Source organism: Exiguobacterium sp. EF_C8 (assembly GCF_054956715.1).
In genome coordinates this window covers 1,359,280-1,384,493 of sequence record NZ_CM143264.1, presented here as the reverse complement: position 1 = coordinate 1,384,493, position 25,214 = coordinate 1,359,280, and the positions used below count along the sequence as shown (strand labels likewise).

Genomic DNA, 25,214 nt, shown 5'->3' with positions numbered 1-25,214 from the left:
AAATGAAACGATCAAAACCAAAAGCCGACTCGGGTACACGACCCAGGTCAGCTTAAATATCCACTCATTCATAAGAATCCTTCCGATTGCAGAAGGAGTATCGCCTCCGCCCGAACCTCTTCGCTTGTTTTTGCCGTCGTCTGAATTAGCAACGTTGAAAACGAGGCATACCAGTTTTCTTCCAAGTTCCATAATGATGCATGATCCTCAAAGGACTGACGTCGCTTTGTTTCGTCCAACAAGCGCCGTTCTCGCAATTTCAGGTGATTGCCTGTAAATAAAGGATTTGGTCTGAGCGGCAGGCTCGAAGCGCTGCTAGTTCTGGTTGTAGCATTGTTTCGATATCCCAATCAAATCCTTGATTGGTCGGATAATGCAAGGTATAGAATTCGAGATTTTCCGGACCCCGATCGAGCAAGATCGTTCCATCCGGAAAATGGTGAAATCGTTCGAGTTCAGCCTGAATGAACAAGCGTTGATTCTCGACGAATCCTTCTTTGGTTCGGATGTCTAACCCGAGTTCTTTTCGTTTTTGAACGATCGGATAAGGATTTTCATAGTAGACATGCAACTCCGGGTAAGCGTCTTCGAGCGCTTGCGCAAGCGTCGTCTTCCCGGAAGCCATGGCGCCTTGGATCGAGATGATACGTCGTTTCATGCCTTTCCTCCTAGCTGTCTCTTCCCTGAAAAACAAAGTCTTTTGTGTCAAAATCATTTGTTTTGCTTCCTTGAACTAGTTCGATCGTTCGACATATCAACGTGAAACACGTCAAGTTAAATGATCGGATTTCCTTTTACACCCTCCCTCTTTGAACCACAAAAAAATCTTGAATGAATAGTTCATTCAAGATTTTTGTTTTTACTCTTTTCTTCAAATGGAGAGGTGATGTGCTGTCCGTTGTTTTTGAACATACTCCATCAAGATCGGTCGTTCCGGTGGATTGAGGTTTTTTGGTAGCTGATCGATAGCGAAAAAGCGTAATTCCGCGACTTCTGACGGATCCCGAACGATTTCACCCGTATAAGCTGTACACAGAAATGCCGAGATCACATTATAGACTTCATCCCCGTGCGGATACTTATAGTAAAACGCATCACCCGAATAGACGTTCAATAATTCGAGGTGCTCTGCTTCAAGACCGGTCTCTTCCCTTAATTCTCGTTTTGCTGTCTCTACGAGCGTCTCCCCGATCTCAAGCGCTCCACCAGCGAGTCCCCAGCAACCGTTATCTTGCCGAAGTTGTAATAAGACTTCTTGTTTATCGTTGACGACGATGACACACGCTCCTGCCATGACGAGCGGTCGTGTGCCGACGAGTTTGCGTAATTCTGTGATATATCCCATGTCATTCAGTCCTTTTCCATTTAAATCACTTTCGTTCGGACGCGCATCCGTTTGAGCCCCGTCAATAGGAGACACAACAAGATGATGCCCGAAACAAAGAGTACGTACGTATGAATCGTAAAGAGGGAACGGAAATCGATAACGGCAACATTCTGTTGCACCTCAATCCAACTACTAAGTATGATTCCACTGATTGCAAGTAAGATGAGTACTCCGACCTGTCGACGTGTCAACGCGACATGCGTCAAGACGCGCATGCCTTCACGGATGACGAACGGTAGGAGAACGAGAAGTGCTGCGACTGGTAAGATGACCGGGTCACCACCTTGCTGAATCGGCATTGACCGGGTCAAATAGCCAAATAGAAAAAAGAAACCACACACGAACAATAATAATCCGAACGCGATACTCGCATTCACCGCTTTGTTCATCTTACTTCCCTCACTTTTTAGAATAATGAATTATGAAGAAACAGTACTTTGATGCCATACACCTGCTGCGTCAAGCCGGACCCGATGTCTGCCGTCAAGTTCCATCTCGATCGGACTGACCTTCGCCGTCTTCGGTGAGAACAACCATGTCCGACCTTCTGGGACGAGCAAGATATGCGTTCCATTCGCGACTGGTCCGAGGAAGTTGAGTGACGCACCGTTTAGTGGACGTTCCCGTCGCTCGAGAACACCAATCTCCGCTAGCTGTTCACCCACTTCAAGCACATCTTTCACCGTCAGACTCATCTCGCCGATTCCGAGGATATCGGATACATCAAACGTCAGTTCCGCTTTAGATGGATTGATTTGATGCCGCGCGATCAATTCCAAGACATTTTCATCTGAATCATAAAAATAGCAGGAATGCGAATCTGTGAAATTAAAATAAATCTCGTCCTGTCCGTCTTCGATCAAAAGTGGTGTCCGTTCTACAAGCCACGCTTTCCCTTCTTCGAAGACGTTCTCTGAAATGTTGAACGCTATATGGTATTGTGTATCGACATCGTCCGTCTGTCGATATGTCAGTTGATCCGTGCCGATTTGCATCGTAAACGAATCAATCGTTTCCGAGACGAGCGGGAAACCGATCTGTTTTAAGTAAAAATCTTTCATTGTCTGCAGATGGCGTGTTACAAGAATGGTTTTCGAAATGTTCATACCATTAACCTTCCTTCACTTGCAGTAAAATTTATCAAAAAGTGATATGCTTTATTTTACCACTAATGGTAAAATCGTGACGATATAAAAGTCTGATTTTTCAGATATTTTTATACCTGAGAGGATGTTTGGATGAAATTATTAATTGCTCAACCGAAACGCGAGACTGGGCTCGCACAATTCGAACGTGAGACTGCCGCTTATCCTGAAGTTGATCTGATCGTCTATCCAGAAGGATACTGCACGATCGCAGAACTCGATCGCGTGCAACACCTTGCCAAGCAGTTCGAGACAGTCGTCGTCACGGGTTACAAGGATGAAGCGAATCTCGATCGCGCTGTCATCATCGATGCGACCGGGAAGATTCTTCTTGATCGCGCAAAAACACCAGATGCTGGACCGCTTTATACGCCTTCAACAGCAAACGATGGTGCGTTACGTTACGGGTACGTCCTTTGCCGCGAAATCTTTTTAGGAAAAGACGGACTAAGCGAGGAATCCGGACTTGATCTCATCTTCAATCCAATCGGTGTCGGCATGTTTAGTGAAGAACAGTATGCCGAGTGGTCTGGTGAAGCGCGTATCATCAGTCAGGCGCAACAAGCGCTCATGATCGGGACGAGTCATGCCGATGGTTCGTACCGTAACTGTGGTTTTTCGATTCCGATTGCGTTCGTCTATGACGAGACCGGTGAGCCATTACTGTTGTCTCATAACGATACGCGGACACGCTTGTTTGATACGGTCACGCGGCACGTCGAGATTGTCGGTACACCGTCTTTATCGTAAATGAACACACGCTTCTTCCCGTCAGAAGAAGCGTGCCATTCCCTTCAGGAGGTGCTCATATGTTCCAAACAGGTCGTGCTTCGTTCTTTTGGAAACGATATTTTTATGTCTTCTTTCCTTTATTCATCTTCGGGGTCAGTCACGAATCGTACTTGATCGATAATCCGTTAGCTAGCTTAGAAGACATCGGCGAGTTCGTCTTCTTCTTTTGCCTTTATCTCTTTAATTTTGCCGTTCTCTCTGCTTTGGTGACGAATCTGTGGTGGTTCTTCCTTCCGACAAAACAAGCTCACTGAGACACCGATTTTTGATAGGAAACGAGTGTCGCTCGTTCATTGAGCGGTTGACTGACACCGGTCAATCGGTAACCCATCTTCTCATAGAAATAACAATTGCGCGTCTCTTCGCGAATCGTTCGCAGTTCCCATGCCGCAGCAGTCGGATACGCTGATTCAACGAGTTGTAATGCGCGTTGTGCAATCCCTTCACCTTGACGACCTGGATCTAAGAACATCGGACTGATCGCGTAGCGACTTGGCGCTTTCGCAACGACACAAATCCCGCCGACGACGACATCGTCGACGATGATTTGATGGAACGTACTGCTTGGATGTGTGATCCGGTGAATGATACGATCGATCGATTCGTTCGCCGGATTCGTCGCAAAATCTTGATACCGCTCGAGTGTCTCTGAAAAAGCCTTGATTTGGAGCTTGTGAAGCTTCGGAGCGTCTGCAAGAGACGCTGTCTTTAATTGAATATCCAATGTACTCGTCCTCTCTTAACGGAACCAATTCCAAAATTGTGTACCTTGCGCGACGATCAAGTAAACAAGCCATCGCTCGAAGCCGAACGGCATCGCGTCTTCTTCCCACTCCTCGAAATTAAGAAATTCCCCACTCCAAATCCGATTTCCTTCCGGTCGATTCATCTCATAGACGATCCACTCCCCGTCTGGTCCTGCACCGATTGCTAGGAAGTTTTCGGGGCATTCCCAAATCTTGCTATACGTCAGACAATCCTCGATCGAAAAGAGTTCAAATCCATCATTATAGGATAACGTTTCGTGCTGAAAGAGCTTAGCCCCGTTATGTAGACGTAAGAACGTCTTATAGTCGTCTGCCGTCCACTCAGGTAATTGCGCTAACTGTTCGTCCGTCGCTCCTTGGTTAAAGATGAAACGTTCTCGGGCAACATATCCGTCTTCTTTTTGAACCTCTAACAAACTGTCGACGAGGCGACCTTTTAATGTTTCTAATGCAATCATGATCTTCTCCTTAACAGTATTCTTTCGTTGATGCGAACGAAACACTGACATCGTGTCCGCCTAGCTGGATATCTCCTGCTCCCTGTAGCGATTCAGTTCGCATGGAGGATAAGGCAAGATGTTTGAATAACAAAGGCTCAAACGTCTCGACGATCGGTCGGAACGTCGCATCGACCGACAAGACGAGATCGATTCGTGCGTCACGCGATAACGCTTGTGCCTTTCGTTCAGACTGGATATAGCGGATGAGCTCCCGTATCCAGCGTTCCTGCTCCAGTGCTTCCGTGATCCGCGTATCAAGCGTCACTGTGAGTCCACCACCCGTCGCGGCAGCAAAACCCGTCTTGACGATTGGTTCGACGATGACATCGGTTAAACTTACCTCTACTTCATGTCCTAGTGCTGTCTGATACGATACGCTGCCCGTTTCTAGCAAGTTCATCGTCTCCTGATCCGGCAGTAGTTGTAACCATTGATGGATCGCGTTCGCCTGTTGCGCAAATTTTGCTCCGGCTTCGCGGAAGTTCAGTTTAAGGCGAAACTTCGTTGTGTCTCCTGTCGTTGTTAAGAACTGTACGTCTTTTACATTCAGCTCTTCTTTGATGAGCGCCAGATAGTCCGACCACTTGAAGGTGTCGCTCGATTGGACGGTTAGACTTGCAAGCGGTTGTTTGACCTTTAAGGCATGTGTATTTCGCACTTGTCGTCCTAGCTCAACGACAGTGACGACTTGTGTCATCTCGTATTCCAGAGTAGATTGGATCATCGATGGATCGGCAACCGGATAATCCGCTACATGAACGCTCATTCCCGTCAATCGCTGATAGACATCATCGGCAAGATACGGCGTGAACGGAGCGAGTAGTCGTGCCGTCGTCGAGAGTGCAACGTGAAGCGTCGCGTACGCGGCTTGTTTTTCTTCCGTCCAGTCGACTTGCCAGAACCGTTCCCGTGAACGACGGATGTACCAATTGCTAATCTCATCGACGAGTTGCGCAAGACTCCGCGCTGCTTGAGTCAATTGATAATCGTCTATCGCATCCGTCACGTCTTGCGTCGTCTGATGGACACGCGAGAGTAGCCATTCGTCTAGACGCGTCGGTTTCTGTGGACGTGATCTATCGAATTCATCTAGCTCAGCATACGTTAGATAAAACTGGACGGCGTGATCCAGCGTATCGACTAGTTTTGATTTCGCTTCCTGGACGATCCGCTCGGCAAACCGTTTTGCACTCCACGGACTGCTGTCGACGAGTAGTGCCCAGCGCAAGCTATCAGCACCATACGTCTCGATCAATGCCACCGGATCGAGGGCATTACCACGACTCTTCGACATCTTTTGTCCGTTCTCATCGAGGACGTGACCGAGCGCGAGGACCCGTTTATAGGCAGATTGGCCGGTAAAAAGCGTTGAGATTGCCTGCAGACTATAGAACCAGCCGCGCGTCTGATCGATGCCTTCGATGACGACATCGGCTGGATACCGGTTAAGTGTCTGCGTCCGCGACGGGTAATGCTGTTGCGCGAACGGCATCGCTCCGCTATCAAACCAGACATCGATCACTTCTGGTGTCCGGTGCATCTTTCCCTGACACGTCGGACACGAGACCGATAATGCATCGACGTACGGTTTATGCAACTCGACCGACTCTGTCGGTGTTGTCGTCCGGCGTAATAAATCTACTTTGTTTTTTGGAACGAATATCGTATCGCACGTGTCACATTCCCAGACGTTCAGTGGGGTGCCCCAGTAGCGATTGCGACTGATGTTCCAGTCGACGAGTTGATCAAGGAACTTTCCGAACCGCCCTTCCTTGACGTGATCGGGATACCACGTCACAGATGCATTGTTCGCAAGGAGTTGTTCCTTGACGGTCGTCGTCTCGATAAACCAGTTGTCTTGTGCGTAATAGAGCAGTGGTGAGTCACATCGCCAACAATGCGGATAGCTGTGCGTATAGCGTTTTTTCGCAAACAAGCGTCCCCGTTCAGCGAGCAGCTGGATGATTGCGACGTCTGACTCTTTGACGAATCGACCAACGAGTGGTGGAACGGCATCCGTGTAACACCCAGCAGCGTCGACGACATTAACGAATGACAGTCCGTTTTCCCGGACGACCCGGTAATCTTCTTCCCCGTACGCTGGAGCAAGATGGACAAGTCCGGTTCCGCTCGTTGCTTGGACGAAGGACGCCCCGACAACCGTATGACCGTTCTCTGGCGTCACGAAATCAAACGGTGGTTCATAACGCAAACCGACGAGTTCCGCACCGAGCTGTTCGGATACGACCTCGACGGATTCCGAGAACAGTTCAGCGACTAACGCTTTAGCGACAATGTATCGCTCTCCTTCAAACGCTACCGTGACGTACGTCAATTCCGGATGAACCGCCACCGCGACGTTTGCCGGTAACGTCCAAGGTGTCGTCGTCCACGCAAGCAGAAATGTCTGCTCCATGTCGACGATCGGAAGTTTGACCGTCGCCGATAAGTCCGTCACGTCCTGATAGCCTTGCGCGACTTCATGGGAACTGAGTGACGTCTGACAGCTCGGACAATACGGCGATACACGATGTCCTTTCGTCAACCAGCCTTTGTCATGGATCGTCCCAAGGATATGCCAGACGCTTTCGATATACTCGTCCTCCATCGTCACGTAAGGGTCATCCATGTCGACCCAGTAGCCGAGTTTTTCCGTGAAGGCACGCCACTGTGTTTCATAGGAGAAGACACTTTCCTTACAGCGTGCGATGAATGCTTCGACACCATAGTCTTCGATCGCTTGTTTGCCGGAGATGCCGAGTTGTTTCTCAACCCCGAGTTCGACCGGTAGTCCATGTGTATCCCAGCCGGCTTTTCGTTCGACCCGGAATCCTTGCATCGTCTTATAGCGGGCGACGGTATCCTTGACGGTTCGTCCGAGTGCATGACCGACGTGGGGTAAGCCGTTCGCGGTCGGCGGTCCTTCGTAGAATACGAATTCTGCTTCCGTGCGTTGCTCAACCGATCGTGCGAAGACCTGGTCTCGTTTCCATCTGTTTCGAACACGCTCCTCACGTTGTTGTACGGTTTCTGCTTGGTTTTGTGACGTCATCTCTTGTTCGCTCCTTTGTCGGTAACTAAAAGAATACAAAAAAGTCCGCCCCCTTTGACAGGGACGGACTTCACCGCGATACCACCCATATTCCGTCGAGAATGCTTGTTCTCGACAGCACTTAGTTGCACACTATCATGCGCATTCCATGTAACGGTGGACACCCGGTCACACTTACTGAATGGTTCAGCGTGACTTCTCAGAGAGGATCTTCATGATTGATCTGGCTACCGGTTCTCAGCAATCCCGGTTTTCTGTAAGGCAGAGAAACAATCATTACTCTTTCTCGTCAACGAAATGATATGCTCTTGTTGTGGAGAATCTTACCATATGCCTTAAATGTTAAACAACACTTTTTTACATTTTCTTGAAAAGGAGTTTTTTTGAATGGTACATACTTTCCCAACGCTTAAAACGAACCGTCTCGCTTTACGCGAAGTGTTACCCACAGATGCTACGAGTGTCCTCGCTTATTTATCAGACGAACACGTCGTCAAACAGATGGGACTCGCTCCGTTCCAATCGGAAGCTGACGCTCTCGAAGAGATTGATTGGTATGCTTCGATTCGTCGTGAGGGTACTGGCATCCGTTTTGGGATCGCTTTATCAGAAGACGATGTCATCATCGGTAGTTGCGGTTTCTTAAATCAATCGGAACGCCATCAGCGGGCTGAAATCGGGTTTGAGTTGAACCCTGCCTATCAGGGACAAGGCATCGCGAAGGAAGCAGCGCTTGCGGTCATCGAATATGGTTTTAAGGAACTTTCGCTCAACCGGATCGAAGCACTCGTTTTACCCGAGAATGCCACTTCGCAACGATTGCTTGAACGACTCGGTTTTCAGCGTGAAGGGTTGCTTCGTCAATATGAGAAAACACGCGGTCAGTTTGATGATTTGTATATGTACTCGTTATTGCGGAGTGATTGGCTTCAATTTTAATCTATAAAATCATTTCCTTCATTTCAAAATGATTGAAATCCAAAAAGACGTTATTGGAATATACTGTTAAGTGTAAGAAATCATTTTTGACATTTAAGGGGGAACTATCTTGAAGAAATGGATCGCAGCAGGTCTTGTATCATCATTAGCATTCGGTGTCATGCAGACATCAATCGTTGAAGCAAGTTCAAGTTCAAAAGAAGTCGCTAAACTGAAAAAGGAAAAAGCAGCACTTCAAAAACAACTAGCCGACGAAAAGAAAAAAACAAAGAAGTCGGAAAATGCCTATAAGACGTTACAAGGACAACACACGAGTCTTTCAAAATCTTATAAATCACTAGATACTAAGTACAAGAATCTTCAAATTGAGAACGAAGGGAACAAGAAGAAAGTTAAAGAACTTTCGACTGGATATCGTCTTCTCACATCTTCGAAATCACTTGTCACAGATGGATCAGTCGTAACTGGTAAGTACAAAAATACAGAAAGCTTGTTGATGCTCGGTAAGACACCATATGTACCATTACAATTATTAGCAGACCTTTCAGGATTACCTCTAATCGAGACATCTACTGCATATGAAGTCGGAACACCACTTTCAGGTACATCGCTTTCATCGATTCATATCGCCTCTTCATCGTTTGAATCGATTGAAAAAAATCAATCCATTTTAGTAAATGGTAAACTGAACAATCAAAATGTTATTTTATCGGGTTTCTATAATGACGAATATGCTACATTCAGCTTGGACCAAAAGTATAAAAAACTAACTGGGAAAGTGTCATTATTGACTGAACAAGCACTAACAAAAAGTTCTAGCCACTTAAGTCATGCTTATCCAGATGACAAAATGACACTTGTATTCTCCGACAATAACGGAAAAGAACTTGGTCGCTATGATGTTGTATATGGCGATGACCCAATCGACTTTGATGTTGATGTGACGGGTGTGACAAATCTTCGTGTAACTGCAGAAGGAAACAATACAGTTACTACATTGATTTCACCAGTACTGACAAAATAATAAAAAAAATACCTAGAAGAGATTATTAGTCATCTCATCTAGGTATTTTTTTCATCATTTATGCAATCCTTTGATCCGTTTGTGGGTATCAGTTATTTCTTCTTTAGACAGAAAGACATAGGGATTGCCTTCAAAAAACAGGATAAATTCATAATAAGTAACATCTTGCGGTGCGAGCTTAATTGCTTTTCACGCATGATGCAAGCTGATTGTGTAGGCACCTTCCATATGACACAACGAAAATGCCATTAGAAGTGAAGTCACGGAATGAAAGCTACTCGTCTCATTTAGTTGCAACAAATAGATCATGAAAGAATAGACGGTCAAGTTCATCGTCCTTGATCCGATATCAAGCATCAGTTCCTCTAGTTCTTCTTCGCTCAAATTCCGTACGATTTCATACGCCTTATCAAAATCCGTATTGATGATATGTTTTGTAAGCCGATACTGTCGTTCGTCCATGCTTTACTCCTTTACGTTTTAAATAGCTTCATCGATAAGATCGTGCTTTGATGTACTCGATGATTGGTAGTGTAACTAACGCGATCGCGAATAAGACGATCAATAACAGATTCGCTGATTTATGTAAAAAGTAATCGAGACAGATACATCCAAAAATCAGGACAATCAGGATTTTATAGCTAATAAGTCCACTCTCCGTCGTAATCTTTTTGCCGAGCTCATCATCTGGTACCGGACGCTCGTCCTTTCCTGACCGTGCCCACGTAAAATACGAGAAGAACATGATCAACAGAATTGCCAATTGAACGATCGAGAAGAATGTTACATTGTTTTCAAAGATCATACTGATGACGGTAAGGCTCGCTATCGTCACGAGCGATACTAAAAATAGAACTGTTTTTTTCTTAGACATCTCATTCCTCCTGTTTTGAAATGAACAGATGATCGACTTGTGTTCGTAAGACTTTGGCGATATTAAATGCTAATTGTAAAGTCGGATCATACTTGTTGTTTTCAATCGCATTGATCGTCTGGCGACTGACCTGACAGCGGTCAGCCAGTTCTTGTTGCGATAATTTTGCTGCTAGACGTCGCTCCTTGATGTGGTTTCTCACGTTCATTCCTCCACGACGTGTCAAATTCTTTTTACATCTCCACTGTAATGAACTTCTCTCATCATGTCAAAAACTATTGACATTTCAGATTCAAATTTAATATGAAAAAGCACTCTCTGTTCATCAGAAAGTGCTTTGATCTTTATCTCAAGTTGCTTGAAATTTCTTTTTATCGTTCAGGATTGATCGTCTGACATGGAGAGTAACTAAAATGTTCTTACATATGAACTCGAAAAGTATTTGTTTCTTCTACTACGACTACCGGTAGACTAGGAGCAAGCGGAACGAATTTTTGTAGCTCATGCGAGAGCGAGTTTTGATACGCAGCTGCGGAACTCCAAATTTCGTATGTGAAAATCGTCTCCGATTGTTTATCTGACACATTAATCGTATATAAAATACATTCGGATTGTTCCAAGACAAGTTGTTGTAGCTCATTCAATACTTGAAATAAAGCTTCCTGATCATTTACTGTGCATTTATAATGTGTCAGAACACCAAACTGATCCATGCCACTTCCTCCTCACTCCATCAAGCTAATTCAATCCCACCAGTGACTCCATAAATTTGTGCTGTGATGTAACTTGCTTCGTCTGAGGCAAGTAGCACATAAGTACTTGCGAGTTCAGCAGGCTGACCACAACGCCCGAGTGGCGTGTCTTTTCCGAAATCCTGCATCTGATCCGGCAGTAATCCTCCTGTGAACTGAAGTGGCGTCCAAATGGGACCAGGTGCAATACCATTGACACGTATGCCGCTCGGTGCTAATTGTTTCGCAAGACCTCGCGTAAAGCCATTTAAAGCAAATTTAGTCGATGCGTAGTCAAGCAATATTTCACTTGGATGATAAGCTTGAACCGATGTAGTCGTTATGATTGTCGATCCAGGCTTCAACAATGGAACTGCTGCCTTCACCATCCAAAATGCAGAGAATACATTGACTTCGAATGTTCTTTTAAGTTGTTTTGTCTCAAGATTTGAAATATGCTCTACAGGATTCTGTGTCCCTGCAATTAATGTCAGCGAATCTAATCCTCCTAGGCATTGATGTGCTTCTTGGACGAGTTGAACGCAGTACGCTTCATCGGATAGATCACCCGGAATTAAATGCGCTGTACGCCCTGCTTGTTCTACTAGTGCTTTTACTTCTTCAGCATCTGCTTGCTCTTCAGGTAAGTATGAAAGGACCAGATCTGCCCCTTCCCGCGCATAAGCAATGGCAACGGCTCGACCGATACCTGAATCTCCGCCTGTAATTAAGATTTTTTTGTTGAGTAATTTATTGTTTCCTTTATAGGATTGTTCTCCGTGATCCAGTTGTCTCGTATGTTCAATCGAAAAGTTCGCCTCAGCCATAAAACATATCTCCTTTATACTTGTTTAAATTATTTTTCCCTGCCACACATAATTCAAACCGATTTTTAGTAGAGTAAAAAAGCACTTCCTATACATTCAGGAAGTGCTTTTTATCCTTTTGGCGGGAAAGGATCATGCCCATACGAATCCTTTTCACGAACTTGTCCTTCTTTATTGTGAATCAATAATTCTGTTTTTTGTTTTTTCGCAATCCGTCGCCCTTCTGCGATAGCTTCTTTCTGTGTCTCGAATCGTTTTGTTGCTCGGGTCGCTCCGGCTGCTTTCACTTGATAACCGCCTTTGGGATGCGGGGAGACATGTTGATTTCGTCGCATAGTATAGCTCCTTTCTGCGGTATGTTTCATCTCTAAGTACTTGCTTGAGATCCACATGTCCTCTACCTTTAAAATTTTAATAACATTTTATTTTATGAAGTATACTAAAAGAAAGTGTCCGACTTGAAAGGAAGCGTGAATCATGAACCGGCTCATTTGGCATGTTCGTTATTTAAAATTCATTATGATTTGTATCCTGATCGGTTTGTTATGCATAGCTGGTAGTGGAATTCCTATTGTATGGCATGGACTTTCAGAACAATTGCTCTTCGAACGCCCTGGCTACTTCGTATTGATCATGGCCTATATCGTATTGATTCCAGTCCTGTTTATTTTGATTCACATGTTGCGGCTATTGCAATACTTTGTGACGGACCCGCTTCCATTGCCTTTAATCACATCTTCCATCCAATCATTGAAACTGAATTGTTACGTGATTTCAGTAATGACCTTATGCGTCTTCCCTGTCTTTTTTTACATCGGTCAAATCGATGATGCACCTGGCTTGATCCTCGTTGGTATTAGTTTAATCCTTATCCCTTTGACAGTTGGTTCCTTACTTGCTTGCATACAACAACTTCTATTACGAAATCTGCAGTCAGTCAAGTAATTTAAACCCTATCACATTGATGTGTGTCCTGATGTCCCTGTTTCAACAGGATTTTCGATTGACAATGTAAACACGTCATTAATCGAAAGGTTGCCTTTTTTGTGCTGACCGCGTGTCTTCGTAATTCATTTTCATATACATGTCTTGCTTTGATTCGATGATCGACTTCACTTTCCATCTCGATCCCTCTTCCCTCAATTTGTATTTTTTTCTATTTAATATGTGCCCTGAATCATTCTTGATAAATCCTTTTTTTAGAAGAAATAGTTTGTCTTCCAGCAGTGGCATAAAAAAAATCGTTAAAAGGTCCTGTTTAATATGTATTTTACCGACCGATAAATGAATTATAGATAGAAAATATGAGTTGAGAGGACTAGTTACACGTGAAGAACACAACCAAGAACCATTCCATCCGAACACGCCTTTTAGTAATGATTAGTTTAATTTTGATTGCCTTTTTTGTTTTTAGTAGTCTGGCCTTATACTTCAATACGAAGCAAACTGCGGTTTCAACGCTTAAAGCGACCGCTGAAAAGGATGCTTTACGTATCAGCAAGACATTCGACACGGCGGCTTACAGCGAATTTCTACAATCGCCTATCGCATCTGAGCAATATGAAACGTTACGAAATGAACTTGATACATTACGTAAGCAAAACGGACTCCTGTATGCATACACAGCACACATCGACCAAAATAAGGTCCGTTTGCTGATTGACGGTCTCCCAAAGAAAGATGCGGCTAAAATTGATGCGCCAGCAAGCGGTGCAAAAGTCGCGGATATGCAGGATGTATTAAAAGGCGACACACATGCGACGGACATCATTAATGATCCTGTGTATGGGCAGTATATGAGCATCTACGTTCCGTTAAAAGATGCGTCCGGTCAAGTCATCGGCATTCTTGGAACCGACATCGCTGCGAAGGAAGTCGATGCGCTTACGACGGATCTATTACAACAAAACGCTCCGATTTTCATCGGGTTAATGCTCCTGCTGTTAACGATCACCCTCGTCTTGCTTTACATCGTGCTCGGTCGAAAATTACGTCCGCTCGAGACGTTACAGAAAGTCGCTGCCTTGATTGCCGACGGACGACTGGATCAGGCGAAACAGACGTTGACCGATTTGACAATCGCTTCAAAGGACGAAATCTATGCGCTTGCGATCTCGATTCGTGATATGAACGAGATGCTCCGGACGATGATTGTCGACATCAAACAGACAGCTACCCTCGTCTCGACGACGAGTCAATCGATTGATCAAAGTACATCAGAAGTACTCGACGGATCTGAGCAAATCGCTCATACGATGTCGGAAATCGCAACGGGAACTGAAAGTCAGACGCAAGTCACGCTTTCATTGAATGACGAGATGAATCAGTTCGCAGCATTAATCGAGACAACGAATCAGTCTGGTGTCGAAATTCAAGGAACGACGGATCAGATGGCAATACTGACACGAGTCGGACGGGATCAAATGTCTGCTTCTGTCGAACAGATGCGCCACATTCATCAACATGTCACCCAGTCTGCTGAACAGATTGATCTACTGAAACAGCAATCATCGGATATCCAAACGCTCGTCGGCATTATCCGCGGTATTTCCGAGCAGACGAATCTACTTGCCCTCAATGCCGCGATCGAAGCAGCACGGGCTGGCGAACAAGGCAAAGGCTTCGCCGTCGTTGCGACCGAGGTCAAGAATCTCTCAAGTCATGTCGCAAGTAGTGTCAGTGAAATCGCAACAATCGTCACCTCGATTGAAGACAGTGCGCAACAGATGCAACACAGTTTCAAGACAACGGTTGAAGCAACAGCAGCCGGTGAACAGATCGTTCTCGATACAGATACGACGTTCGAACGGTTGACGGATCAAGTCACGCACGTCTCAACGGCAACACAGCAGATGACCCAACAGATGGAAGACGTCTTGCAGGCAGAACGATTCATTCGCAATGCCTTGACGGAAATTGCCGCTGTCGCGGAAGAGCATACGGCAAGTAACGAGGAAGTCGCCGCTGCGTCTGAACAGATGATTGCGACGATCACGACGTTGCATACGCTCGTCGGTGATTTAAACGCACGAACGGAACACTTAGAACAAGAAGCCCGTCGCTTCGAGATTTGATATCACATTTGTCATGTTTTGGTTCTCACTTTATACTGGTATGAATATACATATGAAGGAGTCGAACCACATGTCCCAATATGATGTCATCATCGTCGGTGCCGGATCCATGGGAATGGCTGCCGGTTACTATCTTTCACGAACCAATCAAAAAATCTTACTACTAGACGCCCACAATCCGCCGCATGATCAAGCAAGTCATCACGGGGAGACACGGATCATCCGCCATGCCTATGGTGAAGGGGAAGCTTACGTACCGCTCGCGTTAGCTGCGCAAAGCTTATGGTACGAGTTAGAACAGATCAGCGGTCGGAACTTGTTCCTAAACACTGGCGTCTTGAACGCTGGTCAACGCTCGTCCCGCTCGATGCAGACGATCATTAAGAGTGCTGAGCAGTATGATTTGCCGCTCGAGGTCCTGACGGCTGACGAAATGAGAACTCGCTGGTCCGGTTTAACGATGCCCGACGATTATATCGGCTGCTTCGAACCGACGTCTGGAGTATTGAAGTGCGAGGATTGTATTGAAGCATACCGTGACCTTGCTGTAGCGAACGGTGTCGACATCCGGACGAATGCAACAGTGACGACGCTTACTGCTCATGCCACTGGTGTTGACGTGACGGTTGGATCAGACATCTATTCAGCTGACGCGTTGATCGTCGCAGCCGGGGCTTGGTCTGGTCCGTTGCTCGAACAGACCGGACTCTCCTTACCGCTTCGCCCGGTCCGAAAGACGTTTGCCTGGTTTGAAGCAGCGGAAGAAGTATTCAACGACGCGGTGTTCCCTGCCTTCGCCTTTGATACACCCGCCGGTTATTATTACGGTTTTCCAAGCATCGCTCAAGCCGGTCTGAAAATCGGACGGCACGATGGTGGTATCCCGGTTGATCCGAATCATCCACGCCGTCCATTTGGTCAAGAAGCCGGTGATCTGGCAGATTTACGACAGTTCACGAACACATTCATCCCCTCGATCGATACCTTATCTCATGGCAAAACATGTCTTTATACGATGACACCGGACGAGGACTTCATCATCGATCTGCACCCGGACTATCCGCACATCGCGATCGCCGCCGGCTTTTCCGGTCACGGATTCAAGTTCAGCAGCTTAGTCGGAAAAGTACTCAGTGAACTAGTCATCGAAAAATCGACTCCTGAACCGATTGCACCATTTTCGATTGAACGATTTACGAAAGTCAGTGAATAAACCTAAAAAGACCGTCAACGAGAATTTCGTTGACGGTCTTTTTAACTTGCATACGTTATTTTTGCTCTGAATTCGACAAGGCTTTATGTTGTGCTTCCGTCGATTTCCACCAGCCGTTGATAAATAAGACAACTCCAACGACTAATGCGATGATTGGAAAGTACATCAAATGATATTCTTCCAGTGCTTCGCCAGCAAATTCCGGTGATAATTCCACATATGCTCGGAATATCTGAACAATGAAAAATAAGAAAAAGCTTGTGATAAGTGCATATGTACCGTATCGATAGTTAGGATCTTTCATAGGAACGCTCCTTTTCCAATTAGTGTCATTGTAGACTATTCTCGATTTAATTGAAATTTCCTTTCTTTTTACATTATCATTTTTAAGAATACCATTAGTAGCATGATATTAGTAGCATGATATGATAATTTCAGGAATCTCATCGATGAAGGAGTTAGATGCATCATGAACTTTAATCTATTTAAAAACCATGTCCGTTTTAAAATTGCACTTGAATTGATTGATCTCGAAGATGGTTTATCAATCATGCAACTGAATCAACGCCTAACGGATGTACCGCAGTCGACCTTATACCGGCAAGTCAATGCGATGATGGACGATCAGTTGTTGAAAGTCGTTGCCGTCCATCGTGTCGGAAAAGTCGAAGAGAAAATATATGCTTTAAACACAAGCGGTTATCAAATTAGCGAAGCAGACTGGAACAGTGCGACGTACGACGAAAAAGTGAATTTCGTCTCGTTCTACTTCATGTATGTCTTACAGCAGTACCAAACATACTTCGAACAGACCGTTCAAACGGAAGGTCAGGACCACTCGACGTTCTCGATTGTTAAACTGCAGCTGACGGATGAAACCTTCAATGATTTCCAACAGGACATGCGGACATTGCTCGAAAAATATCATCACTTGGAGATGGAAGACCAGGCAAAAGAACGGACCGTCTCACTCGTCATCTTACCGTAAACACTCTCTGTATTCAGGAGAGTGTTTTTTTTATCAGTACATCTTTTATTGACTTTTCTATTTTCATTATTGATAATGGTAATAGAAAAGGAGGGTTTTTATGAATACAGATTTCTCTGCCTTATCACAAATCGACTGGGAACGACTTCTGCCCCTATTATTGATTTACCTCTCCATCAATCTGATTCTACTCAGCTGCGCCTGTATCGATTGGTTTAGACGCAAGGACCGGATCGCGACACCGACTACTTGGTTAATGGTCATTCTTCTCGTCCAGCCGATTGGCTCGATTCTTTACTTCGTCATCGGAAGGAGGACGACGGCATGATTCAGATTTCCAATCTCCAGCTTTCACTTCAACGACGTCTCATTCTAGACGATATTTCCTTTACGATTCACGAACATGAATGTCTCGGACTGATTGGTCCAAATGGTGCCGGAAAGACGACACTCCTGAAATGTCTAAGCGGCATGATTGAGGGTGATCGTGGTTCCATCACGATGTCTTCCCGCCCCATCCGGCAACAGCAGCGATCGATCGGCTATTTATCCCAACAGACCGACTTTAAACCTTGGATGACGTGCGAACAGTCACTGCGTTTTTTCGGTCACTTGTCGGGGCTTGATCGTGCAACGTTAAATAAGCGGATTCCGGACGTTCTACATGAAGTTGGACTCCACGCTCAACAAGCAGAAGTCATCGAACGCTTGTCCGGCGGGATGCGCCAACGTCTCGGGATCGCCCAAGCGATCTTACATGAACCGACATTTCTGATTCTCGATGAACCAGCTTCCGCCCTTGATCCAAGTGGTCGGCATGATATCAATCAGTTGATCCTCCGTTTAAAGAAACGGATGACGATCATCGTCTCGACACACCTGTTAGAAGATGCGAAAACGTGTTGCGACCGCTTCCTCGTCATCAAACATGGAAAATTGCTTGGTCCGCTCGACAATCAACGCAACGTGGATCAATACCGGATTCAAGTCGAGACGCTTACAGCTGCCCCGTCTTTTTCTGCGACACTATTTCCACGAGTCGAGATTAGTCGAATCAACCCATGCTGCTATCAATTCTCTGCACAGCAGCCACTTGACCTTTCAGAGTTAGCGACCACCTTGATTCAACTAGGATGGTCGATTGCTTCGATCGCCTATCAACCGATTGGACTCGAGGAACGGTTCCTCGATATGGTGGCGGACGTATGAGGACGTTTTATACGCTGACGCTGACCGAGTGGTTGGAAGCGTGGAAAGAATGGAAAATCGTCTGGTTACCGCTGTTTTTCATTGCTCTCGGCGTGACGCAACCATTGCTGTTGATGTATATGGATGTCTTACTCGCACACGTCGGAAACGCGGATGGCATCATCGTTGATCCGAATCGTCCTGCTCCGCAATCACTTGACGTCTTCAGCGCAACGATTCATGGACAGTTCAATCAGCTTGGCTTGATCGTTCTGATCATGAGCTTCATGGGACTGCTAGCGTCAGATCGCCAAACCGGCATGCAGGATTTCATTTTAACGCGTCCTGTTTCTCGGAATGTCTATCTGCTATCGAAATGGTTCAGTCACGGTATGATCAGTTTATTCGGAATTCTAATCGGGGCACTCACGTCCTATTGTCTGACCGTCTATTGGTTCGGATTCCTTTCGCCGATGCTTGCGCTACGCATCATCCTCGATTTTAGTCTTTGGACGTTGTTCGTCGTTAGTCTGACATTACTGATCAGCACCTTCTTGCAACGCGCTGTACCGATTGGCATCCTATCGCTCGTCGTCTCCTTGCTTCTTGTTGTACTTCCTTCTCTAAAGCCAGACGTTCTATTTTTCATGCCTGGTGCGCTTCTGTCAGTTCCATCGAACACATCGTTTTTTTCTTCGTCCCATCTGTTCGGTGTCATTTCTTGTCTCGTTTGGATTGTCCTCACACTCGGCTGGTCGGCACTTCGGTTCCGAAAAACGGCTTACTGATCCGGCTCTACAACAAAAAAGGATAACGGAAGCGTTCAGCAGTCCGTTATCCTTTGTTTGGTTGTGTCTTTCGAATCGTTCGTTGTCTTGGGTGCATGGCAAGCTTCGCTTGACGCATCCGTTCAACGGCAGGATCCGTCGCAGCATCGAACGCCGCTAGACTCGGGTAATGACCGACAAGGCGTCCCTGCTCCAAAATTGCAAAGCTGTCACAGAGTTGCTCGGCAGCTTTAATGTCATGGGTGATGAAGACATATGTTAAGCCGTGTTTTCGCTTTAAATCAGCTAGCAAAGCGAGAATCAATCGTTTATTGACCATGTCGAGACTACTGACCGCTTCGTCTAAAACGATCAGGCGTGGTTCGGCAGCAATCGCTCGCGCAATTGCGATCCGCTGGAGTTGCCCGCCACTGAACTGCGCCGGATATTTCGTCAAATCCGTCGCCTTGAGCCCGACCTGTTCGATTAACGTCATCAAGCGTTGTTGCCGCGCATCTCCCTTTAAACGAATGAAGTTATCGAGCGGTTCCGCAATGATATCAGCCGCTGTCAGTTTCGGATTGACGGCAGCAAACGAGTCCTGAAAGACGACTTGGACGTCACCTTGAAACAGACGTTTTGTCGCGTGGCGATCGACACCGTTAAACCAGATCGTTCCGCTCGAGGGACGTTCGAGTCCGAGCAATAGTCGTCCGAGCGTACTTTTCCCGGCACCGCTCGATCCGAGCAACCCGAGACAGCGTCCGGCTTCAAGCGTCAATGAGACTTCGTGTAAGACAATCTGTGCTGGTTGAAACCGGCGCTTGTAGACATGCGAGACTTGATCAATTTGCAGTAGACTCATCCGAACGCCTCCCTTCCGATATGCTGTGCGAGAAGTGACTGCGTATACGGATGCTGCGGTCGATCAAACAATTCAAAGACATCCGCCTGTTCGACGATCCGTCCTTGTTGCATGACGAGGACTTCGTCTGCAAGTTCAGCGATCACACCGAGATCGTGCGAGATGAGTAACATCGCCGTTCCGTAGGTCGCCCGCATCCGTTCAAGTAATTCAAGAACCGTCTTTTGATTGAAGACGTCGAGCGCGGTCGTTGGTTCGTCGGCAATCAGGACGCTCGGGCGAAGGGCGACGGCTAATGCGATCATGATCCGTTGCAACATCCCGCCACTCAGCTCGAACGGATAAGCTTTGAGCAACCGGGCGGCATCCGTTAGATTAACTTCTTCAAGTGCCGTCATCGCTTGCTGTTTCGCTTCACGCTTTGAACAACGTGAATGGGTCTGAATCGTCTCGATCATCTGGTGCCCGATCGAGTAGACCGGTGTGAAGGCACTCATCGGATTTTGCATAATGAATGCAATCTCACCGCCCCGAATCGACCGAACAGCGCGTTCCGATAAGGAAAGGATCGATTTTCCGTTCAGTCGGATATCACCGGTCACGTCTGTCGTTTGCGGATTAAGCAGACGCATCAACGCAAGACTCGTCACTGTCTTCCCACAACCACTTTCTCCGACGAGACCGAGGATTTGACCTGGTTGAATCGAGAACGTCACCCCTTCGATCAATGTTACTTGTTGTTTCGTACAGACGGTCAGACCGTCGACAGCTAAGATCGGTTTGATACGGGCACCTCCTCTCATTTCATCGTTTTTGATACACCGAATCGTTCTGCTAACTGTTCTCCCACTAGGTTAAAGCTGATGATGACGAGCATGATCGCAAGTCCCGGATAAATCATCAATTCCGGATTCGTCCGGATGTACGATTTTCCTTCGTGAATCATCGCTCCCCATTCGGCTGTCGGTGACTGGACACCAAGCCCAAGGAACGACATCGCCGAGATATCCATGATCGCCCAGCCCATCTCAAGTGTCCCAATGACGAGTAGCGGCGGTAAGATGTTCGGCAGGATGTGCGTCCGGATAATCTTCCATGAAGATGAACCGTTGACGCGAGCAGCCGCGATGAACGCTTCCGTCTTCAACGTCATGACCATTCCGCGGAACATCCGCGCGTAATAAACCCACTGGACGAGCATCAAGGCGATGATGACCTGCTTGAGACCCGGACCAAAGATACCGACGAGACCGAGGACGAGTATCAGACTCGGAAACGCCATTACACCGTCGCACAGACGCATTAAGAGTTGATCGACCCAACCGCCACGATAGCCGGCAAGTGTTCCGACGAACAATCCGATTGCAAGTGAGGCGATGAAAATCAACACGGCACATCCGAGTGAGATCCGCGCACCATAGATCAAGCGCGACAAGAGACAACGTCCGAGCTGGTCGGTTCCGAGCGGATAGGCTGACGAAGGTCCATGAAGCTTTTGCGTCAAGTCGACGAGATTCGGATCATGCGGTGCAATCCACGGTGCAAACAACGCAACGCCTGCCATGCCAATCAAGACGAGGGCACAGAGATAAAGAAGCGGTGTATATCGCGACCGGATCATCGTTGCTGGAAGTGGAGTATTCATACTGCTCCTCCTTTTTTCGCTAGTCGTGGATCGAGCACGGCTTGAATGATATCAACGAGCAAACTGCTGCCGATGAAGACGAGTGCCGCGAGAAAGACGTAGCCTTGGATGACCGGCATGTCTCGATCAAAGATCGCTTCGATGAAGTAGCGACCGAAGCCAGGCCACGAGAAAACGGTCTCGACGATGATCGTTCCCGTCAGCAACTTCCCGAGGTTCATCCCAAGACCCGTGATCATTGGCGGAATCGCCATCCGAAGGACGTGTTTGCCAAGAATCCGTCCTTCCTTTAATCCACGTGTCCGGGCAAACAAGACATACGGTTCATTCAATGCTTCAATCACACTTCCGCGCAGCAATCGTGTATAAAGGGCAATCAATGGAAACGCGAGTGTCAATGCCGGTAAAATTAAGTGCATTACGCTTCCTGTCCCGCCGACCGGAAACCAATCAAGCTTTACGGCAAAGAAGAAGATGAACAGATATCCGAGCCAAAACGACGGAATTGAAGCCCCGATGAAGGCGATTCCCCGACTCAGATGGTCAAAGAAGCCATTTTTCTCAATGCCGGCAAGGAACCCGAGTGGAATACTGATGACAAGCGCCAGCAACAGACTCGTCAAAGCCAGTTCGACTGTCGGTGGTAAACGGAGCAAGACATCTTCAAGGACCGGTTTACCCGATAGATACGATGTTCCGAAATCGAGCTGCGCCAAGCGGATGACGGCATCAATATATTGTTTGTAGAACGGTTGATCGAGCCCGAATTCTGCTCGTTTTGCAGCGAGTAGTTCATCCGTCGGCTGGATATGGGCAGCAGATAGATAGGCCTGTGCCGGATCAACTGGCGATAAATGAATTAACCCGGTCAGAATCAAGACAGCAAGTAACAAGATCGGGATGACGGATAATATACGTTTGACGAGGAAGACCCCCATGTCATCCCTCCTTTACTTGATTCCGATACGCGCGAATGGACTCTCGTCTCGGTTCGCTGGGAACTGGAAGTTCGTCACGTCCGATTGATAGATTGCCATCTTCTTCAAGTACGAGATTGGAATTAACGCACCTTGATCTTGGAGCGATGGCAGAATGTCGGCGTACATCTTCTGACGCTTTGTTTCGTCCGTCGTCTTCAAGACATCTTTGATCTCTTGCAACAGTTGTTCTTTATTCGGATAAGCCGAAATCGCTTCCTTGAAGCCGAAGCCATCTGTATCAATCAAGTTCACGAACGTATGCGGATCATACGGTGCACCGAAGTTACTGTAGAAGTTGATATCAAACCGGTTATCCTTGAAGCGCTGGACTTGATCCGGTAGTTCGACGGCTTCTGTCTTCAGCTCGACACCAATTTTTGACCATTCCGACTGAAGTGTCTCGGCCATCGCCTTTTGGACCTGTTCTGCTGCGTCATACATCATCCCGATTTGCAATGGTTGACCGTCTTTGACGCGAACCTTCTCACCTTTCGGAAGTTTCCAACCTGCTTCATCAAGAAGACGATTCGCTTCCTTCACGTCATAATCCCGTTGCTTCACTTTCAAGTTCGATGTGTACGGCATGTTCGGTGGCAACAAGTAATCAGCTGGAGCTTCTAATCCCGACGTGATCCCTTCAACGAGGGCGGCTTTATCGAACCCGTGCTGTAACGCCTGGCGGACGCGTTCGTCAGACAGACGTTTATTTTTCGTGTTCAAGACGAGGAGACGCGTCGCGACTGGTTCAGACATCTGCGTTTTGTACGACTTATCCGTCTTCAACTGGTTGAAGGCATCGATGCTGATCGCCCCTTCCCCGTAAATCAGATCAACCTGTCCTTTTTCGAGTGCTAAGACACGTGTCTCCGCATCCGGGATGATGTCGACCTTGATGTGATCGACGTTCGGCTTCGGTCCCCAGTAGTTCTTGTTGACCTTAAACGTCGCGTACTGATCCGGTTTGTACTCGTCGAGCATCCATGGACCTGTCCCGACTTCCTTTTTGACACCTTTCGATGTATCGCCGTTCTCCGGGAATCCAGCCTCTCCGAGGAAACGTACCGGACGGACGACCGCGAGTTCCTGAATTGTCGGATAGTACGCTTCGGATAATGTCAGACGGAATGTCTTTGCATCAACCGCTTCCGTCTTCTCGATTTTCGTGATGAACCCAAGCCAGCTATGTAAGGCTTTTTGTTTAAGGATCGCATCAAAATTCTTTTTGACGATGGCTGCGTCGAACGTCGAGCCGTCCGAGAACTTGACACCGTCACGGAGCGTGAACGTATACGTTTTTCCGTCTTCAGAAATCTTCCAAGACGATGCTAAGTATGGCTCAAGCTTTCCACCTTCGCCGTAGTGGACGAGTGGCTCATAGATCATCGACTGTGCAAACAGTTGTGATGGGTTATAGACGTGCGGGTTCATCGTTCCGACGTCGCGTGGCCACGCGAGCGTCAATGTATCTTTATCTTTTCGCTCTCCTGTCGACTCGCCTGGATTCGAGCAGCCGATCAATAATGATGTCAAAGACAGGATCGAGACGGTAGAAATTAGTAATTTTTTACGGTTAACGTTCATTGTAAGCAGAACCCCCAACTTGTATTGATAATCATTTTCAATTGTAAGAGGGAAAGATAAGGATTGTCAATGAATAATCTAGATGTTGACTGGACTTTGAAGCGCTTTTTGACAGGGTTTCCACAATTAACAGAGAACGTTCTGAGCACGTCTCTTTTTTGTGAATAATTGTAATCAAATACGTTAAACGATATCCTAATCTGTAGGATATGTCTCTTGTGCAACAAGACGATTCGTATTGAAAGGATGATGTTATGCCACGACTGGTTTCCTCCGTCTCGCTTGTGTTTCTCGCTCTCCTCTTAGTGCTTCCTTTGCTAATGATCGATGGGCTGATTTTATCCGTCGGAGATGTTTCCTACGACTCGTTCGTTGGTTGCCTTGTGTTTCTTTTATGTTTCTATCTCGCAAGTCTCTTTGTTAGCGTCATCTTCGACGGAGCGATGCGTGCGCTCGGTGGACTTTTTAAGCGCCCTGTCTCGAACGTACTCTTTGCCGTAGTGAATTTTTGGGTAAGTTTAAGTGTCTTGCTTTGGATGGATCTCTACGTTAAGTCCATCACGATTTCTCTCGCGACGAAAATCGTACTTGTGACTGTACATACGGTATTGTTTTACCTGATTCATCAATCAGGAGATTTGACTGCAAAATCTTCCGAAGTCACCGAATCACATGATCCAGTTGTAAAGGAAGCCCTCCGCTTGTTAGAGAATGAGGATCCTGTGAAGTGTGTCGAGACGTTGTGTCTCAGGTTTCCTGACCGTCCGAAAAAGGACATCATTCGGATCGTCCATCGCCTACATAGCAAGTAAAAAGACCTGACTGTTTCTGAATGATTTCAGAAGCGTCAGGTCTTTTTCGATGAGTAGAAATGA

General features: G+C 46.6%; 31 protein-coding genes and 1 other annotated feature. Of the genes, 12 read left to right on the top strand and 19 right to left on the bottom strand.

Annotated features, from left to right (window positions below):
* Positions 1-259: 259 nt before the first annotated feature.
* The 4 genes from ACY2IG_RS07280 to ACY2IG_RS07265 all read right to left on the bottom strand — a co-directional run bounded on the left by ACY2IG_RS07280 (position 260) and on the right by ACY2IG_RS07265 (position 2,493).
* Positions 260-658: an AAA family ATPase gene (locus tag ACY2IG_RS07280; RefSeq protein ID WP_462618613.1), complete on the bottom strand. Its 399-nt coding sequence runs from the start codon at positions 656-658 to the stop codon at positions 260-262.
* Between the two features lie 213 nt (positions 659-871).
* On the bottom strand, positions 872-1,345 hold the full coding sequence (locus tag ACY2IG_RS07275; RefSeq protein WP_462618612.1) for an NUDIX hydrolase: 474 nt from the start codon (positions 1,343-1,345) through the stop codon (positions 872-874).
* A gap of 20 nt (positions 1,346-1,365) precedes the next feature.
* On the bottom strand, positions 1,366-1,776 hold the full coding sequence (locus tag ACY2IG_RS07270) for a hypothetical protein (RefSeq protein ID WP_462618611.1): 411 nt from the start codon (positions 1,774-1,776) through the stop codon (positions 1,366-1,368).
* A 30-nt stretch (positions 1,777-1,806) separates the two neighbouring features.
* Complete coding sequence (locus ACY2IG_RS07265) at positions 1,807-2,493, bottom strand: VOC family protein (RefSeq protein ID WP_462618610.1); 687 nt, start codon at positions 2,491-2,493, stop codon at positions 1,807-1,809.
* Positions 2,494-2,625: 132 nt separating this feature from the next.
* On the opposite strand from ACY2IG_RS07265, the gene ACY2IG_RS07260 reads away from it, so the two are divergent.
* Both ACY2IG_RS07260 and ACY2IG_RS07255 read left to right on the top strand, forming a co-directional pair.
* Positions 2,626-3,282, top strand: a complete 657-nt coding sequence (locus tag ACY2IG_RS07260) for a carbon-nitrogen hydrolase family protein (RefSeq protein ID WP_290749735.1) — start codon at positions 2,626-2,628, stop codon at positions 3,280-3,282.
* Positions 3,283-3,341: 59 nt separating this feature from the next.
* Complete coding sequence (locus ACY2IG_RS07255; protein ID WP_290749732.1) at positions 3,342-3,578, top strand: hypothetical protein; 237 nt, start codon at positions 3,342-3,344, stop codon at positions 3,576-3,578.
* Here the strand turns inward: ACY2IG_RS07255 and ACY2IG_RS07250 are convergent.
* The 3 genes from ACY2IG_RS07250 to ileS are packed head-to-tail and all read right to left on the bottom strand — an operon-like array spanning position 3,572 to position 7,643.
* On the bottom strand, positions 3,572-4,048 hold the full coding sequence (locus ACY2IG_RS07250) for a GNAT family N-acetyltransferase (RefSeq protein ID WP_462618609.1): 477 nt from the start codon (positions 4,046-4,048) through the stop codon (positions 3,572-3,574). The genes ACY2IG_RS07255 and ACY2IG_RS07250 overlap by 7 nt on opposite strands.
* A 15-nt stretch (positions 4,049-4,063) precedes the next feature.
* Complete coding sequence (locus ACY2IG_RS07245; protein ID WP_462618608.1) at positions 4,064-4,549, bottom strand: SMI1/KNR4 family protein; 486 nt, start codon at positions 4,547-4,549, stop codon at positions 4,064-4,066.
* A gap of 10 nt (positions 4,550-4,559) precedes the next feature.
* Positions 4,560-7,643 carry an isoleucine--tRNA ligase gene (gene ileS / locus ACY2IG_RS07240; protein ID WP_462618607.1) on the bottom strand — a complete coding sequence of 1,028 codons (3,084 nt, stop codon included), beginning with the start codon at positions 7,641-7,643 and terminating at the stop codon, positions 4,560-4,562.
* A 56-nt stretch (positions 7,644-7,699) separates the two neighbouring features.
* Positions 7,700-7,945: a binding site (T-box leader), on the bottom strand.
* Positions 7,946-8,030: 85 nt separating this feature from the next.
* Here ileS and ACY2IG_RS07235 point away from each other — a divergent pair.
* On the top strand, positions 8,031-8,582 hold the full coding sequence (locus ACY2IG_RS07235) for a GNAT family N-acetyltransferase (RefSeq protein WP_462618606.1): 552 nt from the start codon (positions 8,031-8,033) through the stop codon (positions 8,580-8,582).
* Between the two features lie 109 nt (positions 8,583-8,691).
* Positions 8,692-9,606 carry a hypothetical protein gene (locus ACY2IG_RS07230; RefSeq protein WP_462618605.1) on the top strand — a complete coding sequence of 305 codons (915 nt, stop codon included), beginning with the start codon at positions 8,692-8,694 and terminating at the stop codon, positions 9,604-9,606.
* A gap of 189 nt (positions 9,607-9,795) precedes the next feature.
* Here the strand turns inward: ACY2IG_RS07230 and ACY2IG_RS07225 are convergent, their stop codons facing one another.
* From ACY2IG_RS07225 to ACY2IG_RS07200, 6 genes are all read right to left on the bottom strand, one after another.
* Complete coding sequence (locus ACY2IG_RS07225) at positions 9,796-10,068, bottom strand: hypothetical protein (RefSeq protein ID WP_308101365.1); 273 nt, start codon at positions 10,066-10,068, stop codon at positions 9,796-9,798.
* A 28-nt stretch (positions 10,069-10,096) separates the two neighbouring features.
* Positions 10,097-10,480: a hypothetical protein gene (locus tag ACY2IG_RS07220; RefSeq protein WP_308101364.1), complete on the bottom strand. Its 384-nt coding sequence runs from the start codon at positions 10,478-10,480 to the stop codon at positions 10,097-10,099.
* A 1-nt stretch (position 10,481) separates the two neighbouring features.
* Positions 10,482-10,688, bottom strand: a complete 207-nt coding sequence (locus tag ACY2IG_RS07215; RefSeq protein ID WP_308101363.1) for a helix-turn-helix transcriptional regulator — start codon at positions 10,686-10,688, stop codon at positions 10,482-10,484.
* 211 nt (positions 10,689-10,899) lie between these two features.
* Positions 10,900-11,193 carry a putative quinol monooxygenase gene (locus tag ACY2IG_RS07210; RefSeq protein WP_308101362.1) on the bottom strand — a complete coding sequence of 98 codons (294 nt, stop codon included), beginning with the start codon at positions 11,191-11,193 and terminating at the stop codon, positions 10,900-10,902.
* Between the two features lie 20 nt (positions 11,194-11,213).
* Positions 11,214-12,038, bottom strand: coding sequence for an SDR family oxidoreductase (locus ACY2IG_RS07205; protein ID WP_308101361.1), 825 nt, complete (start codon positions 12,036-12,038; stop codon positions 11,214-11,216).
* Between the two features lie 110 nt (positions 12,039-12,148).
* Positions 12,149-12,373, bottom strand: coding sequence for a DUF2188 domain-containing protein (locus tag ACY2IG_RS07200; protein ID WP_075642185.1), 225 nt, complete (start codon positions 12,371-12,373; stop codon positions 12,149-12,151).
* Between the two features lie 142 nt (positions 12,374-12,515).
* On the opposite strand from ACY2IG_RS07200, the gene ACY2IG_RS07195 reads away from it, so the two are divergent.
* From ACY2IG_RS07195 to solA, 3 genes are all read left to right on the top strand, one after another.
* A complete protein-coding gene (locus ACY2IG_RS07195; protein ID WP_308101360.1) occupies positions 12,516-12,983 on the top strand; it encodes a DUF2975 domain-containing protein in 468 nt (155 codons plus the stop codon).
* Positions 12,984-13,414: 431 nt separating this feature from the next.
* Positions 13,415-15,112: a methyl-accepting chemotaxis protein gene (locus ACY2IG_RS07190; protein WP_462618604.1), complete on the top strand. Its 1,698-nt coding sequence runs from the start codon at positions 13,415-13,417 to the stop codon at positions 15,110-15,112.
* Between the two features lie 70 nt (positions 15,113-15,182).
* A complete protein-coding gene (solA, locus tag ACY2IG_RS07185; protein WP_462618603.1) occupies positions 15,183-16,325 on the top strand; it encodes an N-methyl-L-tryptophan oxidase in 1,143 nt (380 codons plus the stop codon).
* A 55-nt stretch (positions 16,326-16,380) separates the two neighbouring features.
* Here the strand turns inward: solA and ACY2IG_RS07180 are convergent, their stop codons facing one another.
* Positions 16,381-16,629, bottom strand: coding sequence for a hypothetical protein (locus tag ACY2IG_RS07180; protein ID WP_035408387.1), 249 nt, complete (start codon positions 16,627-16,629; stop codon positions 16,381-16,383).
* A 165-nt stretch (positions 16,630-16,794) separates the two neighbouring features.
* On the opposite strand from ACY2IG_RS07180, the gene ACY2IG_RS07175 reads away from it, so the two are divergent.
* The 4 genes from ACY2IG_RS07175 (at position 16,795) to ACY2IG_RS07160 (ending at position 19,289) form a co-directional block, all read left to right on the top strand.
* Positions 16,795-17,313, top strand: a complete 519-nt coding sequence (locus ACY2IG_RS07175) for a helix-turn-helix domain-containing protein (RefSeq protein WP_035408389.1) — start codon at positions 16,795-16,797, stop codon at positions 17,311-17,313.
* Between the two features lie 100 nt (positions 17,314-17,413).
* Positions 17,414-17,641: a PLD nuclease N-terminal domain-containing protein gene (locus tag ACY2IG_RS07170; protein WP_462618602.1), complete on the top strand. Its 228-nt coding sequence runs from the start codon at positions 17,414-17,416 to the stop codon at positions 17,639-17,641.
* The gene (locus ACY2IG_RS07165; RefSeq protein ID WP_462618601.1) at positions 17,638-18,522 is read left to right on the top strand and encodes an ABC transporter ATP-binding protein; all 885 of its coding nucleotides are present in this window, start codon (positions 17,638-17,640) and stop codon (positions 18,520-18,522) included. The genes ACY2IG_RS07170 and ACY2IG_RS07165 overlap by 4 nt, the downstream gene beginning before the upstream one ends.
* Positions 18,519-19,289: an ABC transporter permease gene (locus ACY2IG_RS07160; RefSeq protein ID WP_311247206.1), complete on the top strand. Its 771-nt coding sequence runs from the start codon at positions 18,519-18,521 to the stop codon at positions 19,287-19,289. The genes ACY2IG_RS07165 and ACY2IG_RS07160 overlap by 4 nt, the downstream gene beginning before the upstream one ends.
* Before the next feature lie 46 nt (positions 19,290-19,335).
* Here the strand turns inward: ACY2IG_RS07160 and ACY2IG_RS07155 are convergent, their stop codons facing one another.
* Genes ACY2IG_RS07155 through nikA form a run of 5 tightly spaced genes read right to left on the bottom strand, consistent with a single transcriptional unit; the run spans position 19,336 to position 24,339 of the window.
* The gene (locus ACY2IG_RS07155) at positions 19,336-20,133 is read right to left on the bottom strand and encodes an ATP-binding cassette domain-containing protein (protein ID WP_462618600.1); all 798 of its coding nucleotides are present in this window, start codon (positions 20,131-20,133) and stop codon (positions 19,336-19,338) included.
* Entirely contained in the window at positions 20,130-20,936 is an 807-nt protein-coding gene (locus ACY2IG_RS07150; protein WP_462618599.1) for an ABC transporter ATP-binding protein, read from the bottom strand. The genes ACY2IG_RS07155 and ACY2IG_RS07150 overlap by 4 nt, the downstream gene beginning before the upstream one ends.
* Positions 20,933-21,778 carry a nickel ABC transporter permease subunit NikC gene (gene nikC / locus ACY2IG_RS07145; protein WP_374120232.1) on the bottom strand — a complete coding sequence of 282 codons (846 nt, stop codon included), beginning with the start codon at positions 21,776-21,778 and terminating at the stop codon, positions 20,933-20,935. Before nikC ends, ACY2IG_RS07150 begins: the two co-directional genes overlap by 4 nt.
* Positions 21,775-22,716, bottom strand: coding sequence for a nickel ABC transporter permease (gene nikB, locus ACY2IG_RS07140; RefSeq protein WP_462618598.1), 942 nt, complete (start codon positions 22,714-22,716; stop codon positions 21,775-21,777). The genes nikC and nikB overlap by 4 nt, the downstream gene beginning before the upstream one ends.
* A gap of 12 nt (positions 22,717-22,728) precedes the next feature.
* Entirely contained in the window at positions 22,729-24,339 is a 1,611-nt protein-coding gene (gene nikA, locus ACY2IG_RS07135; protein WP_290787387.1) for a nickel ABC transporter substrate-binding protein, read from the bottom strand.
* A 254-nt stretch (positions 24,340-24,593) separates the two neighbouring features.
* Between nikA and ACY2IG_RS07130 the strand changes: the two genes are divergently transcribed.
* The gene (locus ACY2IG_RS07130) at positions 24,594-25,151 is read left to right on the top strand and encodes a hypothetical protein (protein ID WP_462618597.1); all 558 of its coding nucleotides are present in this window, start codon (positions 24,594-24,596) and stop codon (positions 25,149-25,151) included.
* The last annotated feature ends 63 nt before the right edge of the window (positions 25,152-25,214 follow it).

What these genes read in the sequence shown, in the direction of transcription:
- ACY2IG_RS07225 (WP_308101365.1), bottom strand. Translation starts at nt 10,068, where the DNA reads ATGGACGAACGACAGTATCGGCTTACAAAACATATCATCAATACGGAT.
- ACY2IG_RS07275 (WP_462618612.1), bottom strand. Translation starts at nt 1,345, where the DNA reads ATGGGATATATCACAGAATTACGCAAACTCGTCGGCACACGACCGCTC.
- ACY2IG_RS07175 (WP_035408389.1), top strand. Translation starts at nt 16,795, where the DNA reads ATGAACTTTAATCTATTTAAAAACCATGTCCGTTTTAAAATTGCACTT.
- ACY2IG_RS07260 (WP_290749735.1), top strand. Translation starts at nt 2,626, where the DNA reads ATGAAATTATTAATTGCTCAACCGAAACGCGAGACTGGGCTCGCACAA.
- ACY2IG_RS07210 (WP_308101362.1), bottom strand. Translation starts at nt 11,193, where the DNA reads ATGGATCAGTTTGGTGTTCTGACACATTATAAATGCACAGTAAATGAT.
- ACY2IG_RS07265 (WP_462618610.1), bottom strand. Translation starts at nt 2,493, where the DNA reads ATGAACATTTCGAAAACCATTCTTGTAACACGCCATCTGCAGACAATG.
- ACY2IG_RS07150 (WP_462618599.1), bottom strand. Translation starts at nt 20,936, where the DNA reads ATGAGAGGAGGTGCCCGTATCAAACCGATCTTAGCTGTCGACGGTCTG.
- solA (WP_462618603.1), top strand. Translation starts at nt 15,183, where the DNA reads ATGTCCCAATATGATGTCATCATCGTCGGTGCCGGATCCATGGGAATG.
- ACY2IG_RS07205 (WP_308101361.1), bottom strand. Translation starts at nt 12,038, where the DNA reads ATGGCTGAGGCGAACTTTTCGATTGAACATACGAGACAACTGGATCAC.
- ACY2IG_RS07280 (WP_462618613.1), bottom strand. Translation starts at nt 658, where the DNA reads ATGAAACGACGTATCATCTCGATCCAAGGCGCCATGGCTTCCGGGAAG.
- ACY2IG_RS07190 (WP_462618604.1), top strand. Translation starts at nt 13,415, where the DNA reads ATGATTAGTTTAATTTTGATTGCCTTTTTTGTTTTTAGTAGTCTGGCC.
- ACY2IG_RS07195 (WP_308101360.1), top strand. Translation starts at nt 12,516, where the DNA reads ATGAACCGGCTCATTTGGCATGTTCGTTATTTAAAATTCATTATGATT.
- nikA (WP_290787387.1), bottom strand. Translation starts at nt 24,339, where the DNA reads ATGAACGTTAACCGTAAAAAATTACTAATTTCTACCGTCTCGATCCTG.
- ACY2IG_RS07235 (WP_462618606.1), top strand. Translation starts at nt 8,031, where the DNA reads ATGGTACATACTTTCCCAACGCTTAAAACGAACCGTCTCGCTTTACGC.
- ACY2IG_RS07155 (WP_462618600.1), bottom strand. Translation starts at nt 20,133, where the DNA reads ATGAGTCTACTGCAAATTGATCAAGTCTCGCATGTCTACAAGCGCCGG.
- ACY2IG_RS07200 (WP_075642185.1), bottom strand. Translation starts at nt 12,373, where the DNA reads ATGCGACGAAATCAACATGTCTCCCCGCATCCCAAAGGCGGTTATCAA.
- ileS (WP_462618607.1), bottom strand. Translation starts at nt 7,643, where the DNA reads ATGACGTCACAAAACCAAGCAGAAACCGTACAACAACGTGAGGAGCGT.
- ACY2IG_RS07220 (WP_308101364.1), bottom strand. Translation starts at nt 10,480, where the DNA reads ATGTCTAAGAAAAAAACAGTTCTATTTTTAGTATCGCTCGTGACGATA.
- ACY2IG_RS07165 (WP_462618601.1), top strand. Translation starts at nt 17,638, where the DNA reads ATGATTCAGATTTCCAATCTCCAGCTTTCACTTCAACGACGTCTCATT.
- ACY2IG_RS07215 (WP_308101363.1), bottom strand. Translation starts at nt 10,688, where the DNA reads ATGAACGTGAGAAACCACATCAAGGAGCGACGTCTAGCAGCAAAATTA.
- ACY2IG_RS07160 (WP_311247206.1), top strand. Translation starts at nt 18,519, where the DNA reads ATGAGGACGTTTTATACGCTGACGCTGACCGAGTGGTTGGAAGCGTGG.
- nikC (WP_374120232.1), bottom strand. Translation starts at nt 21,778, where the DNA reads ATGAATACTCCACTTCCAGCAACGATGATCCGGTCGCGATATACACCG.
- ACY2IG_RS07245 (WP_462618608.1), bottom strand. Translation starts at nt 4,549, where the DNA reads ATGATTGCATTAGAAACATTAAAAGGTCGCCTCGTCGACAGTTTGTTA.
- ACY2IG_RS07170 (WP_462618602.1), top strand. Translation starts at nt 17,414, where the DNA reads ATGAATACAGATTTCTCTGCCTTATCACAAATCGACTGGGAACGACTT.
- ACY2IG_RS07270 (WP_462618611.1), bottom strand. Translation starts at nt 1,776, where the DNA reads ATGAACAAAGCGGTGAATGCGAGTATCGCGTTCGGATTATTATTGTTC.
- ACY2IG_RS07180 (WP_035408387.1), bottom strand. Translation starts at nt 16,629, where the DNA reads ATGAAAGATCCTAACTATCGATACGGTACATATGCACTTATCACAAGC.
- ACY2IG_RS07255 (WP_290749732.1), top strand. Translation starts at nt 3,342, where the DNA reads ATGTTCCAAACAGGTCGTGCTTCGTTCTTTTGGAAACGATATTTTTAT.
- ACY2IG_RS07130 (WP_462618597.1), top strand. Translation starts at nt 24,594, where the DNA reads ATGCCACGACTGGTTTCCTCCGTCTCGCTTGTGTTTCTCGCTCTCCTC.
- nikB (WP_462618598.1), bottom strand. Translation starts at nt 22,716, where the DNA reads ATGGGGGTCTTCCTCGTCAAACGTATATTATCCGTCATCCCGATCTTG.